The sequence below is a fragment of the Desulfosporosinus hippei DSM 8344 genome (assembly GCF_900100785.1).
Lineage (GTDB): Bacteria > Bacillota > Desulfitobacteriia > Desulfitobacteriales > Desulfitobacteriaceae > Desulfosporosinus > Desulfosporosinus hippei.
This window is the reverse complement of the sequence record NZ_FNCP01000007.1, coordinates 63,520-79,167: the sequence shown is the minus strand read 5'-3', so window position 1 is coordinate 79,167 and position 15,648 is coordinate 63,520. Positions and strand designations below refer to the sequence as shown.

15 protein-coding genes and 1 tRNA gene are annotated in these 15,648 nt (G+C 39.5%); 14 read left to right on the top strand and 2 right to left on the bottom strand.

Features of this window, described 5'->3' with window-relative positions; translation table 11 throughout:
* Nucleotide 1 precedes the first annotated feature (1 nt).
* The 6 genes from BLS16_RS07945 (at nucleotide 2) to BLS16_RS07925 (ending at nucleotide 6,228) form a co-directional block, all read left to right on the top strand.
* Nucleotides 2-2,773, top strand: coding sequence for a helicase C-terminal domain-containing protein (locus BLS16_RS07945; RefSeq protein WP_092332021.1), 2,772 nt, complete (start codon nucleotides 2-4; stop codon nucleotides 2,771-2,773).
* Nucleotides 2,774-2,833: 60 nt separating this feature from the next.
* Nucleotides 2,834-3,370, top strand: a complete 537-nt coding sequence (gene pssA, locus BLS16_RS07940) for a CDP-diacylglycerol--serine O-phosphatidyltransferase (protein WP_092332018.1) — start codon at nucleotides 2,834-2,836, stop codon at nucleotides 3,368-3,370.
* 445 nt (nucleotides 3,371-3,815) lie between these two features.
* Nucleotides 3,816-4,166: a recombinase gene (locus BLS16_RS07935; protein WP_092332016.1), complete on the top strand. Its 351-nt coding sequence runs from the start codon at nucleotides 3,816-3,818 to the stop codon at nucleotides 4,164-4,166.
* Between the two features lie 206 nt (nucleotides 4,167-4,372).
* Nucleotides 4,373-4,855 carry a hypothetical protein gene (locus BLS16_RS07930; RefSeq protein WP_092332013.1) on the top strand — a complete coding sequence of 161 codons (483 nt, stop codon included), beginning with the start codon at nucleotides 4,373-4,375 and terminating at the stop codon, nucleotides 4,853-4,855.
* Between the two features lie 330 nt (nucleotides 4,856-5,185).
* Nucleotides 5,186-5,332: a hypothetical protein gene (locus BLS16_RS23515; RefSeq protein WP_169315538.1), complete on the top strand. Its 147-nt coding sequence runs from the start codon at nucleotides 5,186-5,188 to the stop codon at nucleotides 5,330-5,332.
* 11 nt (nucleotides 5,333-5,343) lie between these two features.
* Complete coding sequence (locus BLS16_RS07925) at nucleotides 5,344-6,228, top strand: DUF1858 domain-containing protein (protein ID WP_092332011.1); 885 nt, start codon at nucleotides 5,344-5,346, stop codon at nucleotides 6,226-6,228.
* A 66-nt stretch (nucleotides 6,229-6,294) separates the two neighbouring features.
* Here the strand turns inward: BLS16_RS07925 and BLS16_RS07920 are convergent, their stop codons facing one another.
* Nucleotides 6,295-6,483 (bottom strand): ferredoxin, encoded by a 189-nt coding sequence (locus BLS16_RS07920; protein ID WP_014903471.1) that lies wholly within the window; start codon nucleotides 6,481-6,483, stop codon nucleotides 6,295-6,297.
* A gap of 419 nt (nucleotides 6,484-6,902) precedes the next feature.
* Between BLS16_RS07920 and spo0A the strand changes: the two genes are divergently transcribed.
* The 7 genes from spo0A (at nucleotide 6,903) to BLS16_RS07885 (ending at nucleotide 14,297) form a co-directional block, all read left to right on the top strand.
* Complete coding sequence (gene spo0A, locus BLS16_RS07915; protein ID WP_092332008.1) at nucleotides 6,903-7,700, top strand: sporulation transcription factor Spo0A; 798 nt, start codon at nucleotides 6,903-6,905, stop codon at nucleotides 7,698-7,700.
* 429 nt (nucleotides 7,701-8,129) lie between these two features.
* Nucleotides 8,130-8,807, top strand: coding sequence for a dTMP kinase (locus BLS16_RS07910; RefSeq protein WP_092332005.1), 678 nt, complete (start codon nucleotides 8,130-8,132; stop codon nucleotides 8,805-8,807).
* 29 nt (nucleotides 8,808-8,836) lie between these two features.
* Nucleotides 8,837-10,480, top strand: a complete 1,644-nt coding sequence (locus BLS16_RS07905; RefSeq protein ID WP_092332002.1) for an ABC transporter substrate-binding protein — start codon at nucleotides 8,837-8,839, stop codon at nucleotides 10,478-10,480.
* 23 nt (nucleotides 10,481-10,503) lie between these two features.
* Complete coding sequence (locus BLS16_RS07900; RefSeq protein ID WP_092331999.1) at nucleotides 10,504-11,436, top strand: ABC transporter permease; 933 nt, start codon at nucleotides 10,504-10,506, stop codon at nucleotides 11,434-11,436.
* A gap of 23 nt (nucleotides 11,437-11,459) precedes the next feature.
* Nucleotides 11,460-12,317: an ABC transporter permease gene (locus tag BLS16_RS07895; protein ID WP_242876229.1), complete on the top strand. Its 858-nt coding sequence runs from the start codon at nucleotides 11,460-11,462 to the stop codon at nucleotides 12,315-12,317.
* Complete coding sequence (locus BLS16_RS07890; protein ID WP_092331994.1) at nucleotides 12,280-13,263, top strand: ABC transporter ATP-binding protein; 984 nt, start codon at nucleotides 12,280-12,282, stop codon at nucleotides 13,261-13,263. The genes BLS16_RS07895 and BLS16_RS07890 overlap by 38 nt, the downstream gene beginning before the upstream one ends.
* Complete coding sequence (locus BLS16_RS07885; RefSeq protein WP_092331992.1) at nucleotides 13,260-14,297, top strand: ABC transporter ATP-binding protein; 1,038 nt, start codon at nucleotides 13,260-13,262, stop codon at nucleotides 14,295-14,297. The genes BLS16_RS07890 and BLS16_RS07885 overlap by 4 nt, the downstream gene beginning before the upstream one ends.
* A gap of 54 nt (nucleotides 14,298-14,351) precedes the next feature.
* Here the strand turns inward: BLS16_RS07885 and BLS16_RS07880 are convergent.
* Nucleotides 14,352-14,427, bottom strand: a tRNA-Arg gene (locus tag BLS16_RS07880).
* A gap of 206 nt (nucleotides 14,428-14,633) precedes the next feature.
* On the opposite strand from BLS16_RS07880, the gene BLS16_RS07875 reads away from it, so the two are divergent.
* Complete coding sequence (locus BLS16_RS07875; RefSeq protein WP_176786105.1) at nucleotides 14,634-15,512, top strand: YitT family protein; 879 nt, start codon at nucleotides 14,634-14,636, stop codon at nucleotides 15,510-15,512.
* Nucleotides 15,513-15,648: the final 136 nt, after the last annotated feature.

Genomic DNA, 15,648 nt, shown 5'->3' with positions numbered 1-15,648 from the left:
TGTGGTCAAAGATATGGTGTTTTTTGATATTGAAACATTGGGTTCTGAATTTTCACAAGGGAAAATAGTGCAATTTTCTGCACTTCGAGTCCGTGACGGACTGATTCACGAATCATGCTTTTATTCTTATCAACCGGTTGACTCAGAAGAACCAGGTTGTAAAGACTATAGACATAGAAATATTGACTTTAATAACGATAACTGGTTAGCAAAGCATCGTCAAGACATTATTAATTTTATGAGTGAGGCAGTCTTAGTAGGTCATGAAGTGAACTTGTTCCTCACTATTCTTCAGCGGGAATTAAACTTCCATTTTCTGCAGCCTTTTTGGGACACCTCAGAATTAGCAAGGATTTTCTTCCCTACGCTGCATCATTATCAGCTCGATTTTTTAGCAGAAAAACTATCTCTTCCGTTAAGGAAAGAAGATCAACAACTAATAGAGGAAAAGACATGGTTGACTTGGAAGCTTTATGAAGCGTGCTGGGAAAAGGGGTTAAAGTTTGATCTTAGTTTCTTTAATCAGGCCAATGGTTTTATTGCTGAATGGGCTGGCAAGGGCTTCTTTGAAGAATTACAGAGAGAAATAACCCGATCATTTCCCGAACGACCGATTCGTACAGATCTGGTTCTTACCCCATCTTCTGAGGGGTTGTTTTCAGCTGAGAAAAATTTTTCAGCAAGGATTCCTGACTCGACAGACTGGGTTGTGGAGAACTTTGCCCCTGGAGGAAATCTTGAACAAAACATCCCGAGTTATGAGAGTCGATCGGGGCAGATGAAAATGGCCAAACTCATAGCAAAGGGATTCTCTTCCTCACAACATGTTGTTGTTGAAGCTGGCACCGGAACAGGAAAGTCATTTGCTTATTTAATACCAAGTCTATGGTCTGCCAAAAAAACAGGCCAGAAGGTCGTTGTGGCAACTCATACTATTCCCTTACAGGAACAGCTTCAAAAGAAGGATATTCCGATTTTAGAAGCAGTCCTACCTTTTCCTTTTAAGGCTTCAGTATTAAAGGGAAAAAATAATTACTTCTGCATAAAGAAATGGCAGGGTTGCTTAGCCAATCGAGAAAACGTTGGTGTGCAACAGAAATTGGCAGTGCTTACTATTCTAGTTTGGGTAAGGGAAACATTAACGGGTGATGTCCAAGAACTATCAAAAGTTCCCGGCTTAATGGAACTTTGGCCTAATATAAATGCCGATAATGATATGTGTATTCCTGGAAGATGTTCAAAGGCAGGAGTTTGCTTCTTGCTCAGAGCTCGCAAGAGAGCCGAAGAATCAGATGTATTAATCGTAAACCATTCACTCCTTTTTTCTGATTTGAAAACAGATTATAATGTATTGCCAGAATATCATTACTTAGTCCTTGATGAAGCACACCAGATCTATCAAACTGCCTTGCAGCATCTAGGCTCTGAATTATGTTCGGAGAATGTAACAAGGGCTGTAGATAGCATTTACCGATCCACAGGACTTAGTTTTTATTCATCTACGAAGCAACGTTTGGGATCTTTAGAAAATTTAGTTCCTTCTGTTCCTTGGGAGATTTTTAATAAACGACTAGATGGGATTCCCGAAAACTGTGTAAGTGTTTTAAAGCAAACTAAGGAACTATTTGAGTTGTTGTCTTTGATTTTAGGAACGGAGAGAACATTCCGATTTATTGCCCAACATACTGCCAGACAATGGTGGGAAGGGTTAAATGTTCAAATCGAAAACCTTACCGGAAGGATTAAAGCTCTTCTTTCTATATTGGATAGTTTAGCGAGTGTTTTAAGTGAAGAAGACGCTGATGAGGTCGAAGACCTTAAGTATGCAATATCTAGCCATCAAAGAGAGTTACAGGAATATGTAGAAACTCTTAAACTGGCAATTAACCTAAACAATCCTAAACAAGTTACTTGGCTAGAACAATCATCGAGATTGTTTCTGAAAACGTCTCCAATTGATGTTAGTGATATTCTAAGAGAAAAAATCTTTACTCGACTTAACTCGGTAATCATGACTTCAGCCACCTTGAGCATCTCAGATTCATTCGAGCATTTTCTACAAGATATTGGTTTGCCTAGGTCAACAATTACTGCCCAGGTGGATTCTCCTTTTGATTATGAACAACAGATGCAATTAATTATCGTTAAAAATGGTATCAGACATTTAGATTCCAAGGGACAGAAGGCTCCCGAGCTTGCAGACTTTATAGCGGAAGTCGCTGAGCGTATGCAGGGTAGGACACTAGTCCTTTTTACTTCGCATGCAATGCTTCGGCAAACCTATGAGTACCTAAATCCTTTATTAGCTAGGACGAAGATCCAATCACTGGCTCAAGGAATACAAGGTGAACGCAGCAGTTTATTAGAAGCTTTTAAAAGAAATCCAAGGAGTGTTCTTTTAGGCGCTAATAGCTTTTGGGAAGGTATTGATATTCCTGGTGATACATTATCTTGCGTTATAGTAGTGAAACTTCCATTTTGGCCACCGACACTTCCTTTAATTGAGGCCCGTTCCGAGTATCTTAAATCCCAAGGTAAGGACCCTTTTCGAGAACTCTTATTGCCCGAAGCAGTTATTCGCTTCAAACAGGGATTTGGACGCCTCATTCGATCAAAGGGGGATAGAGGAATAGTTATTTTATTGGACGACAGAGTTATTGAAAAATACTATGGTAGATTTTTCTTAGGATCCTTGCCCATAAAAACCCATGTTCGTGGGGAAAACAAGGTCGTATTTCGTAAAATTGAGGAATATACCAGTCATTTAGGCTAAGAGCTTTTATAATCACCTTAAAAATGATAAACTAGAGAATATCAAGAGGAGGAGGTTCAAATGAAGGGAAATCCAATTACTACTAGTATGATCCCAAGTATTTTTACTTTAGCAAATCTGTTTTTTGGTTTTTTAGCCCTAATTTTGGTTATCGAACAGCAGTATACTCTGGCAGCTGCTATGATAGTTCTTTCGGTTTTAATGGATAGTTTAGATGGTAAGGTTGCCCGCAGACTTTCGGTAAGTTCTGATTTCGGTAAAGAACTGGATTCATTGAGTGATTTGGTATCTTTTGGGGTTGCTCCGGCTATTCTTACTTATCAAGCAATTTTATACCCCCAACCGGACTTCGTAAGGTATATTGGGCTAGGTATTGCAGCAGTATTTGCTTTATGTGGAGCAGTTCGTTTAGCTCGGTTTAATATGCTTAATATTACTACCTATTTCGTAGGTGTCCCCATTACCTTTGCTGGTGGGTTTATGGCTTTATTAATGTTTTTTCGCAATATGTTGCCTTGGTATATTTATCTGGGGAGCATGTTAGTTTTAGCATGTCTTATGGTTTCGAGGATTAAAGTGGCAAAGTTAGGGAAATAGAGGGGCTTGTATCACACAGCGCTACGTGCTTACGACGCAGAGCAAACTAACCGTTTAAGCTCTTTTCTCTGGGGAGCGGGGTTCCCGCCAGATGAGCCATCCTTGGCTCACTGGCGGCAGTGCACGTCCGTGTGCACTGCCCCGTATCTGGGGTCGCTTAAACGGAAGTTTGCTTTTCTGCTTACGTAAAGACTCCGCGCTCGTGTGACACTGCGTCCCTGGTCTTGGGACGGGGGAACGTTGTTTGGGAGAAGGCACATTTCATGTGCACCTTCCGGCTTGGGTCTAGGATATTCAGCGATGCTATTTTTCTAAAACAATTTCATGTAACAAGAGAGAGCGGATAAGGAAATTACCTTTTCTGCTTTTTTCTTTTTATCACCCTTACTAGAGCAAAGGCATATAGTATGGCACGGGAAGAGAATTGCTTTAGGGGGGGCATATTATGGATAATCAACAAATAAGCTGGAATAGCGTAGGTTTACGTATGGTTCAGGGACTAACAACAACCATTGATGCGGTACGTCAGTTAGATGTTCAGGAAGCATCTTTAGTTATGAGGCTGTTAGGGAAAAGCTGTACACGCATGATAAAAGAAGGAGTGGGACATCAGTTTGGAATTGCCTTGATTGAGACCAGCGCGCAATTAGCTATGAAGGAAAAGTTAGTTTTAGAAGATGTTCTAAAGGTGATTACAGGTATAATTGGACGACTGTATTTCACAGCAAATACTGAAGAAGAGCGTTTGCTCGTTGCTCAACTTGAAGAAGCTGTGAAGAATTACCAAGCGGTTTAGGATATCAATATTTACTATGTCTGCATACATTACCACTGAGCGTTGGATATCAAAGGCGTGTAAAGGAGGACAGAGATATGCGTATTTATTATGTCCGTTTACCGGAGTTTGTGCTTAATGTATTAAGAAAAGTTTTTGGCTAATGTGGTCTTAAAGTAGCATTTCCCTCTTAGAATATATAGTAGAGACAAGCAAGGAGGGATATTATGCGAAAAAGTCGATATGTTTGGTTACTTGGGATATCGCTGTTTTGTCTAATGACAATCGTTGTCTTAAAGACTCCTCAAGCAGTGATATCGACTCTGGCAGATCCGCAATACGGGGATTCATCGAGGGAAACGATTCAACAATTTTGGAAGTTTATGGACCTGAGGCAAACTGATTTAGCTCGTGAACTGTTAAGCCTGCCCAAAGACTCTATGGATGAAAAAGAATTCAAGACCTGGGAATCTCTTGTAAACAAAGATCCGCTACTGTCTTTACAAAAGGTTGAATTTATGAATTCAGACGCCAATGATTCACAAGGGGTTGTTGTACGGGTTTCATGGACGTCAACTGTAGAAAAAGTGCAACAATTTGTCTTTTCTATGAATTTAGTAAAAACCGAAAAGGGTTGGAAAATTCAAGGGATTAAGCGTATTAACGACCTCTCGTATATTGGAGGGGAAGATCATGGAAGGTCAGTATAGGCCTTACAGTTCTAAAAGTTCAAGCAAAAGAAAAGCACCAATGCGCTTGTACGCGGGTTTTATCTACTTAACTATTGGATTGGTTTTGTATCTGTCTACTAGATGAACTAAGGGATGTAAACCACGGTATACCAGAAGGGTAAAACCGTGGTTTTTTTCTTTAATAAAGAATTTAGGCTTCTGAATAGTTTGTCTTCTATTGGTTTAAACTGAGGTTGAAATATAGTTTACTTAAAGCGTGTTCAAAGACACACTGAATCGTGTTTTAGATCACACTTAAAAGTTTTTCTTCCTGATAAGATATAACCATAAGAAGGAGGTCATTTTAATATGGCAGACGTAAAGAAAGAGGCTCCCGAGTTAGAATGTGCTAACTGTGGAACAACAAGTGAATTAACCCCAGTGATGACATATGTTCATCAAGGCGAAGAGAAACATGTGTGTACGCGTTGTTTGCCAATGCTCATTCATGGTTAGGAGATGAGTATATGCGATTTACACTTGATATGAAATTAAAAGACATCATGTCTTCGAATCCCAAGACAGCAGAAGCTATGCAAGAATTAGGATTACATTGTTTGGGGTGTGCATTTTCAGTTAACGAAACTTTAGCTAATGCAGCCCAGATGCATAGTATTGATCCAAATGTTTTGCTGGAAAAGGTCAATTCTGTGGAACAGGGGGAAATGTCAGCAGAGGCTGCGGCCAAAGCTCAACCGCCCGGAGGAATACTGCAAATGGATAAGAAAACTTATTCAATTGCACCCCATATACCGGCAGGTGTCGTGACTCCAGAAATTTTGCGAAAGATTGCTGATGTCTCAGAAAAGTACAATGCTCAGGCAATTAAAGTGACTTCAGCTCAACGTATTGCTATCGTTGGATTAAAGCCGGAAGATGTTCCTAAGATATGGGACGAGCTAGGAATGGATCCGGGTCATGCAGTGGGATTATGCGTGCGAAGTGTTAAGGTATGCCCTGGTGATACCTTCTGTAAACGAGGTCTGCAAGAAACATTGGCTTTGGGTATGGAGATAGACAAACGCTATCATGGAATGCAATTGCCATCAAAATTTAAAATTGGTGTTGCAGGCTGCCCCAATAAATGCACTGATTCTGCTTCCGTAGATCTGGGATTAATGGGTACTAGTAAAGGATACCACTTGTATGTAGGAGGAAATGGTGGAGTTAAGCCACGACAGGGGAATATTCTTTTAGAAAACTTAAAAAAGGAAGAAATATTACCAATCATGGATGCTGTCATTTCATACTATAAAGAGAATGCAAAACCCCAGGAAAGAATTGGGCGCTTAATTGACCGTGTTGGTATTGAAGGACTACGGGAATTTGCTGAGCAAGCAAAACAATTATAGTGAGAACAGTAAAAGCGGATGAAATCATCCGCTTTTACTGTTTCTTACTAACCTAATCAATCTTAACTAATTGACATGGATCGCATCTGTTGGACAGCCGTCAGCTGCATCCTTAGCAGCGCCCTCAACTTCACTAGGAACTGGATTTGTATACGCTACAGCTAATCCGTCATCTTCCATTTTAAAGACCTCGGGACAAAATTCAGGGCAAGCTCCACATCCAATACATGTGTCTTTATCGACTGCAGCTATCATAATACTTCCTCCTTTTAAGATCATTCGAGGATAGTATGTCCATAATGACAATAAACTTAACATAAAACCGGGCCAATTTTGTAAATTTTCACTATTATCAAGGTTTCATGTTAGAATCTTTATGCACTCAAGTCATAAGTTAGATAAATCTCGATTGTGTTCACATTAATTCGCTAATTATATAGGGAGTATTATTCTAAATGAAAAATATTAGACTATTTTGCGATAAATATAAATTCCATAAATATCCATATAACCCCATTGTGTGAAGGAATTACAGCATTTTTAACAGGATAGGGATGTTGCCTTATTATTTGCGATTTCGACATCTGCCTTAGCGTATAATAAAAGCACCGGAAAGATGCAAATGCTAATCAATAATTGAACCGGAATACAATTAAGGCGGGATGAATTGTATAATGAGTAAAAAAATAAAAATAATTGTCGCGGATGATAATCGGAATTTATGTCAAATGCTACAAAACTATCTCCAAGGCCAAGAAGACTTAATCGTTGTTGGAGTTGCAAATAATGGGTTAGAAGCTTGGGAGCTCATTCAAAATCAAGAACCAGACTTGATTATTCTTGATTTAGTGATGCCTAATTTGGATGGTCTAGGCGTATTAGAAAGAATTAACTCACGAACAACTTTAAATCGTCCTAAAATTATAATGCTCACAGCCTTTGGACAAGAATCATTAACTCATCAAGCAATGATGCTGGGAGTCGACTATTTTATCCTTAAACCCTTTGATTTAGATATTCTCAGTAAACGCATTCGCTCATTGACTCAGGATATCCCATCTTCTCAACCATCTCAGAATAGTTCAGTTACCCCAGTTGTAACAAACGTAGGAAGCGGTTTGAATTTGCATGTAGAAGTTACGACAATGATGCATCAAATTGGGATTCCGGCTCATGTGAAAGGATATCAGTATATTAGAGATGCCATTCTGATGGTAGTTGAGGATGTTTCTTTACTAGGTGCCGTAACCAAAGAGCTATATCCAAGTATCGCTAAGAAATTCGACACTGCTCCAAGTCGGGTAGAACGTGGGATTCGACATGCTATAGAGCTGGCTTGGGAACGAGGGCATACAGATACTTTAAAAAGAATTTTCGGGTATTCAATGAATATCGAACGACAAAAACCCACTAATTCCGAATTTATTGCCTTACTTGCGGATAAATTACGGGTTATGAGTAAGGTTTCATAAATAGATCAAGAACATAGCTTAATAACGTTTTGGAGCCGAAAAGTTACTTAATATTTGATCGAAAATGTCTAATGATATATAACCAGCTTAAAACACACTTTGAGTTTTAAGCTGGTTTTTCATTCTGCCATTTTTATTGGCTAAGGATCTTGAAGACAATTTTCACTTCCGTTTGACTAAGATATTACGGTTAATATCGAAGTCTAAAGGGTAAAGCTAATGATATTTATTATATTAGAATTAATTTTATACAGGGTACCTCAAATTAAAAAGGAAATACTGCTTTTAGATTTATAGTGTGAAATATTAACTTTCAACATTAAAAGTGTTGTTGAAAAGGGTTTTTATTGATAGACTAATTACCATAAAGCCACGTTAATCGCTAATAATCCCAAATTTAAAAATAGCCAATAAAGGAGTCGGTATTTCTTGTATGGTAAACTAATTGTAATCGAAGCAGGGGATGGAAGCGGTAAGGCAACTCAAACTAAATTGCTGTTTGATAAACTATCTTCTGACAATTATAAAGTTAGACAGGTTACATTTCCTGATTACGGTAGTGATTCTTCTGCTTTAATCAAAATGTATTTAAATGGGGAATTTGGCAATGACCCTAACGATGTTAATGCCTACGTAGCGTCAAGTTTCTATGCTGCAGATAGATTTGCATCTTATAAAAAAGCATGGGGAGAGTTCTATCAGGATGGAGGCATTATATTAGCAGATCGATACACCACTTCAAACATGGTTCATCAAGCGGCTAAAATAACAGACCCAATTGAGCGGAAGTTGTTTCTGGACTGGTTATGGGATTTAGAGTTTGTAAAGTTTAAGCTTCCAATCCCAGACTGCGTTATCTTCCTGGATATGCCTCCAAAAGTAAGCCAAGTACTTATCAACAGTAGGGCCACGCAAACTGATAATGGTGAAAAGGATATCCATGAAAGGAATCATGATTATTTAGTTCACTCCTACAACAATGCCACGCAGTTAAGAGAATCATACGGATGGGAAAAGGTCAATTGTGTAGACAACGGAAAGCTGCGAAGTAGAGAGGATATACATAAGGACATTTATAGAATTGTAACCAAAGTTATCAAAACTTGAGTATTATTCATAACGGAGGAGGGAAGAGGATGTTTGAGGGTAAGAAAAATTTGGTGATAACTATCGCAGTTTTAGTGATAGGAACTATAATCTTGTCTGGTTGCGGATTGAATACTGCCTTGAAAAATGAAGAAAAAATGACCAGATTAACCCCTGTAGATGGTGGGGTTTTCCGTTTTGGAATGATTTCAAGTCCCTCTGCTCTTGAACCGGCTTTTTTAGAAGAAATTAATGGTATTGAAATTTGCAAAGAACTCAATGATGGATTGATAAGATATGACCCAAATACCCTAGAGATAAAACCTGCAATAGCAGAAAGCTGGGATTATTCAGAAGACAAGAAAGTTATCACGTTTCAGATTAGGAAAGATGTAAAGTTTCATGACGGAACGAGTTTGAAAGCCCAGGATATTATAGATGTCTGGAATCGTTTAGCCGCTAAAGATACACTATCCCCTTTAGCCTTCCTACTTGAACCTATTGTTGGGTTCGCTCAAGTGAACAGTGGAGAACTTGAAACAATTTCTGGATTAAAAGCCACTGATGATTATACACTGGAAGTGACCTTGAAAGAAAAAAATGCGGTTTTTCTGACCTCTTTAGGGCACCCTGCAGTAAGTATTTATAAGCTTGAGTCTGCGAACAAAGCTGGGAAAGATTTCGGCACGCCGGCGGCAAGGCCCGAGACATTAATTGGAACAGGGGCCTTTAAGTTTGTTAAGTGGAATGCTGATCAAGACATAATCCTAGAAAAATTTACTGATTACTATGGAACTAAGGCCCATGTGGATAAAATCATTTATAAAATCTTTAAAGATGAGTCTACAGCTTTTAACGAGTTCCGTGCAGGAAATTTGGATTATGTAGATATGGTCCCTCCGGGTCAAAGACAATCTATTCTTAAAGAAATTCCGGATCAAATTCTAAAAACAACTACACTCACAACACAGTATATTGGATTTAACCTTGCTAAGGATCCGTTTAAGGATAATATAAATATCCGTAAAGCCATTGCTTGCGCTCTTGATATTCAGAGCATCGCCGATACTGTATTAGAGGGTAGTTCTATGGTGTCAAATGGTCCATTACCTGATACAATGCCAGGTTATGATATTGACCATAGAGCACCAACCTTTGATCAGAAAAAAGCTAAAGAGTACTTAGCTTTAGCAGGGTACCCTGATGGACAGGGACTTGCGCCCATTCAATACGCCTATAACTACACGCAAGAAAACCAGAGAGTTGCGGAAGCCTTTCAAGCCCAGCTTAAAGAGGTGGGAATTCAAATTCATTTAAAGAATATGGAATGGGGTTCCTACATTAATGCTATGCAATCCGGTGAACTTCAAATGTTCCGGGTAGCCTGTGTTGCCGATTATCCCGATCCAGACAATCTCCTACGGATGCTTTATTCCAAATCTCAATGGGGAATGAACAATGTTACTTTTTATTCTAATCCGGAAGTTGAGCGGTTGCTGACACAAGGCTTAGAAGAAACTGACATAACAAAACGAATGGCGATCTACAAAAAGATACAAGAGTTAATTGTTGAAGATCAACCAGCAATTTGGACGTTTAGTACAAACTATCTCCGTATATATGGAGATAAGGTTCATAATTTGACGATTAATGCTCTTGATCAAAAAGATATGCGTAGTGTGTGGCTATCATAGACTACTAGGAAGAAGGTAAGTTTGTGATACGTTTTATCATTTGGCGTATTCTTCAATGCGTACCTGTAGGTTTAGGGATATCAATGCTAACCTTTTTGATGTTATCTCTTGTACCGGGGGATCCAGTAACCTTAATGCTAGGCCAACACGTTTCTCCTCAAATTATGAACAATGTTCGCCAGGAATTAGGATTAGATCTGCCTTTTTTTAGTCGTTATCTGCAGTATGTCTGGAATATCCTTCACGGGGATCTTGGCCGGTCCTATATTCAGCACCAAGAAGTAACTACGATGCTCCTCGACAAAATCCCTATTACCTTTAATCTGACATTTGTTGCAACGACCTTCGCAGTTACAGCAGGTGTGCTTATTGGTGTATTGTCTGCAGTTAAGCAGGGCAGCCCTTGGGATACTTTTACTACGGGTTTTACTCTGCTAGGTATATCCGTACCAAGCTTTTGGTTAGGAATGATACTTCAACTAATATTTGGAGTTATATTTCGTATATTGCCGGTTAGTGGCTCTGGTGGTGACGGCTTTCAACTACAGTATTATATTCTTCCCGGGTTTACCTTGGGATTTGCCTCTATGGCAATGTATGCAGGATTAACTCGTTCCGGTATGTTGGAAGTCTTGAGACAGGATTATATTCGAACAGCTCGTGCCAAAGGACTTTCTAAGCCTGTGGTAGTTTTTAAGCACGGATTAAAAAATGCACTTATCCCTGTTACAACTCATGCGGGTATGGACTTTGCAAGCCTGATGGGAGGAACTGTTTTAACAGAGATGATTTTTTCTCTTCCTGGGATTGGAACTATGCTTATTAATGCAGTCTCCCGACGAGATTATCCTGTTGTACAAGGCGTTACTCTCTTTTTAGCCCTTGTATTCGTGTTGGTAAACCTGCTTGTAGATATTTTATATGCAGTTTTAGATCCTCGAATAAGATATGATTAATCCTTTTGGAGGAGCTGGCAAACTTGAAATTATCAAAGGGGTCGCAATTTGGACTTTTAATTGTTGCTTTGATGACCCTCGTTGCCATTCTTGCTGAGACTATTGCACCCTACGATCCTGTGCAAGTTGTCTTGAAAGATTCTTTGCAAGGGCCCAATTTCAAACATTTCATGGGAACAGATTTGCTGGGGAGAGACATCTTGAGCAGAATTATTTATGGAGCTAGAGCTTCGTTAATGATTGGAGTTACTGCAACAAGTATTTCTTTGCTTCTTGGGGTAATCGTCGGCTCGGTTTCAGGATATTATGGAGGTTGGGTTGATTCCTTAATCATGAGATTAACAGATATTTTTTCGGCATTTCCATATTTTCTGATGGCAATTATTATAATGACTTTCTTTGAACCAAGCATGATCTCAGTATTTTTTGTATTAGGTATAGTAGGATGGACAAATTATGCCCGACTTGTTCGAGGACAAGTCATCTTAATTAAGGTTAGCTCATATGTTGAAGCTGCTCGTTCAATTGGTGCAAAGGATGGGCGAATCATAGTACATCATGTCTTCCCAAATATATTATCTCCACTGATTGTCTATACGACAATGAATATTGCGGGGGTTATTTTAGCTGAAGCTGGATTAAGTTTCTTAGGCTTGGGTGTACAACCACCAACTCCGAGCTGGGGAGTGATGCTATCCGAAGGCAAAGACTTTATTTTTAATGCCCCTTGGCTGATTTTTTGGCCGGGCGCAGCCCTTTTATTCTCGGTAATAGGTTATAATTTGTTGGGAAATGGCTTGCGTGATAGGTTAGATCCCCGTTCTAAGCAAGGAGGAGAAAGTAATGGGTCGAGACTTGTTAATTCATGTCAAAGATCTTAGAACTTACTTCTATACCGACGTCGGAGTAGTTAAGGCTGTTGATGGTGTTAACCTAGAGATTGGAATAGGGGAAACCCTAGGGATAGTTGGAGAATCGGGTTCAGGAAAAAGTATTACAGCCATGTCTATGATGCGGTTAATCCCCCAGCCGCCAGGAAGAATAGAGGGTGGAGAAGTGCTTTTTTATGGTAAAGACCTGCTCAAATTGTCGGAAAAAGAAATGATGAAAATTCGGGGCAATGAGATAGCGATGATTTTTCAGGACCCTATGACATCCTTAAATCCTGTGCTTACAGTTGGGGAGCAGATGATTGAGACCATAGTTCTTCATCAGAAAGTGAGTCGCTCTATGGCGAAGAGAAGGGCTATTGAGATGCTGGAAAGGGTGGGTATTCCTGAGGCGAAAGGTCGGGTTAATAATTATCCGCATCTATTTAGTGGAGGCATGCGTCAACGAGTTATGATTGCCATGGCGTTATCTTGTAACCCTAAGCTTCTTATAGCAGACGAGCCAACAACAGCGCTTGATGTTACGATTCAGGCTCAAATTTTGGATTTAATGAACAACCTACAGCAAGAATTGGGCACTGCTATTATGCTAATTACGCACAACTTAGGTGTGATTGCAGAATTATGTCAAAAAGTATTAGTTATGTATGCCGGGAATACCGTTGAATATACAGATGTTAATACATTGTTTGCTAAGCCAATGCATCCTTATACTTATGGAATGTTAGAATCATCCCCTAAACTTGAGCTAAGAAAACAACGATTGGATCCTATAGAAGGTCATCCCCCTGATCCATATCGTTTGCCTCAAGGGTGTAATTTTGCTCAGAGATGCCGCCGAATAATGCCTGTTTGTGAGCGAGAGAAGCCTACTTTGTTAGAAATCGAGCCAGGTCATTTTGTAAGTTGCTTTTTATACGAAAGGGTAAAAATATGATTGGGACTAATAAAGCAACGGAGACACTTCTGAAAGTTGAAAATCTGAAGAAATACTTTCCAGTTAAAAAGGGACTGGTTATTCAAAGGCACGTTGGTGATGTTAAGGCAGTTGACGGAGTTTCCTTCGAGATTTATCCTGGGGAGACCCTGGGTATGGTTGGAGAAAGCGGGTGTGGAAAATCTACCCTTGGGCGGACTATTCTAAGATTACTTGAACCTACTCAGGGTAAGGTGATTTTCGAAGGGCAGACTCTTAATGAGCTATCTCGCGAAGAAATGCGCAAAATTCGCAGCCAAATGCAAATGATTTTTCAAGACCCTTTCGCCTCGTTAAATCCTCGAATGAGAGTAAGAGATATTATCGGCGAGCCTATTTTAATCCACGGAGTTCTAAATCGAGTGGAGCGGGAAAAACGTGTCTCTAAGCTTTTAGATGTTGTAGGACTGAGCACTCATCACGGGGAACGCTATCCTCATGAATTCTCAGGAGGTCAATGTCAGCGGATTGGTATTGCTCGGGCGTTGGCTGTCAACCCCAAGCTAATTATATGTGATGAACCGGTATCTGCTTTAGATGTATCAATTCAAGCTCAAGTAATTAACCTGCTGGAGGATTTGCAAGCAGAGTTTAATTTAACCTATCTCCTCATTGCTCATGATGTGGCTATGGTTAAACACTTAAGTAATCGCGTAGCAGTTATGTATTTAGGGAAATTAGTAGAACTTACAAGCTCAGAAGAATTATATCTGAATCCTCGACATCCTTATACTATTGCCTTATTATCTGCAATTCTGCTTCCATATCCTAATCAGAAAAAGGGTCGAATAATCCTAAAGGGAGACGCTCCAAGTCCGGTTAATCCTCCTTCAGGATGTCGTTTTCATACCCGTTGCCCTGAAACGCAAGATATTTGTAAAGTAATGGATCCGGAGTTAATCGATATAGGTAATAAGCATTTTGTAGCTTGTCACTTGACAATTCATACTTATGAAAAGATAAAGGTTGGCAACTCTGTTACCAACCATCAATAATTATTTCTCAAATAAAATTATAAAGCCACAACAATAGTTGTGGCGTATTTCTCATGGTGCGCCCGGCGGGATTTGAACCTGCGACCTCCGGCTTCGGAAACCGTCACTCTATCCACTGAGCTACGAGCGCTAATTGAGGCACTTCAATACTTTATCCAATTATATGTAGTTTGTCAAGTTAAAATTAGCGAGTACAATGAGCAGGTCAATATTTGTTGCTATATACTAGATCGAGGTATACTAGATTGAGGTTGTTATCTATGAACATATGATTTGTCTCTTGAAAGGCTCTACTGTATAATTTAAGTTTAAAATGTTTAGCACAATTGTGCAGAAATGGAGGTTCTATTGATAAGACGGATTCGAGATTACTTCACTTGGCAGTTGTTTAAGCACTTTATTGGAATTATAATCGGTTCAACTGTAGTAAGTGTGAGTATTAACACATTAATTATACCTAATGAAATCGCTGATGGTGGAGTTACAGGTATAGCAATCCTTTTACATTACTTGTTTAATTGGCCGGTAAGTTGGGCCGTTCTTTTTTTAAATCTGCCCTTATTCTTTCTAGGACTTCGAATGGTAGGCAGGGATTTCCTAGTATTCAGTATAGTTGGTGTTGCTGTACTGTCGGCAACCTTATCACTGACTGCGCATCTGCCAGCCCTAACTCATGATACTCTTCTGGCTTCAATTTCTGGAGGGGTTCTCACAGGGATAGGGATGGGGATAATTTTTCGATCCAGAGGATCCCTTGGCGGCACTGATATTTTAGCAGTACTGCTTGCAAGAACGACTGCGTTTAGTGTTGGTCAAATATTGCTTGGAATTGATGCAATAATATTTTTATGTGCTGCTCTTTTATTTGGGCCAGAGGTGGCAATGTATGCTATGATTTATATGTTTATCGCTACACGAGTCGTGGATCTTGTTCAGGAGGGGTTAAGTGTATCTAAGTCAGTTCTGGTGGTAACGTCCCAACCACAGAGAATTGCAGAAGAGATTATTGCCAAACTTGAGCGAGGGGTTACACTTTTCCAAGCAACTGGTGCTTTCTCAGGCGAAGCTAAGCAAGTTGTTTATTGTGTTATTAATCGGTCAGAACTTTCTCAGATTAAAGAAATAGTACGTGATTTTGACCCTCAAGCCTTTGTCGCGATTTCTGAAGTGCCAGAAGTGGTTGGGGAAGGGTTTTCATCATGGAAAGGACATTAAGAAGATTCTTTGGTTCAAGATCTTATTGATTGTTGCAAAAAAAAGAACTTTTTTAGAGTTATAAAGTTAGCTTGAAACGAGGGATAGGATTGTTTGCGCGGCGTAAACGTAGTTCGAGAAATCCTTGGAAGATTTC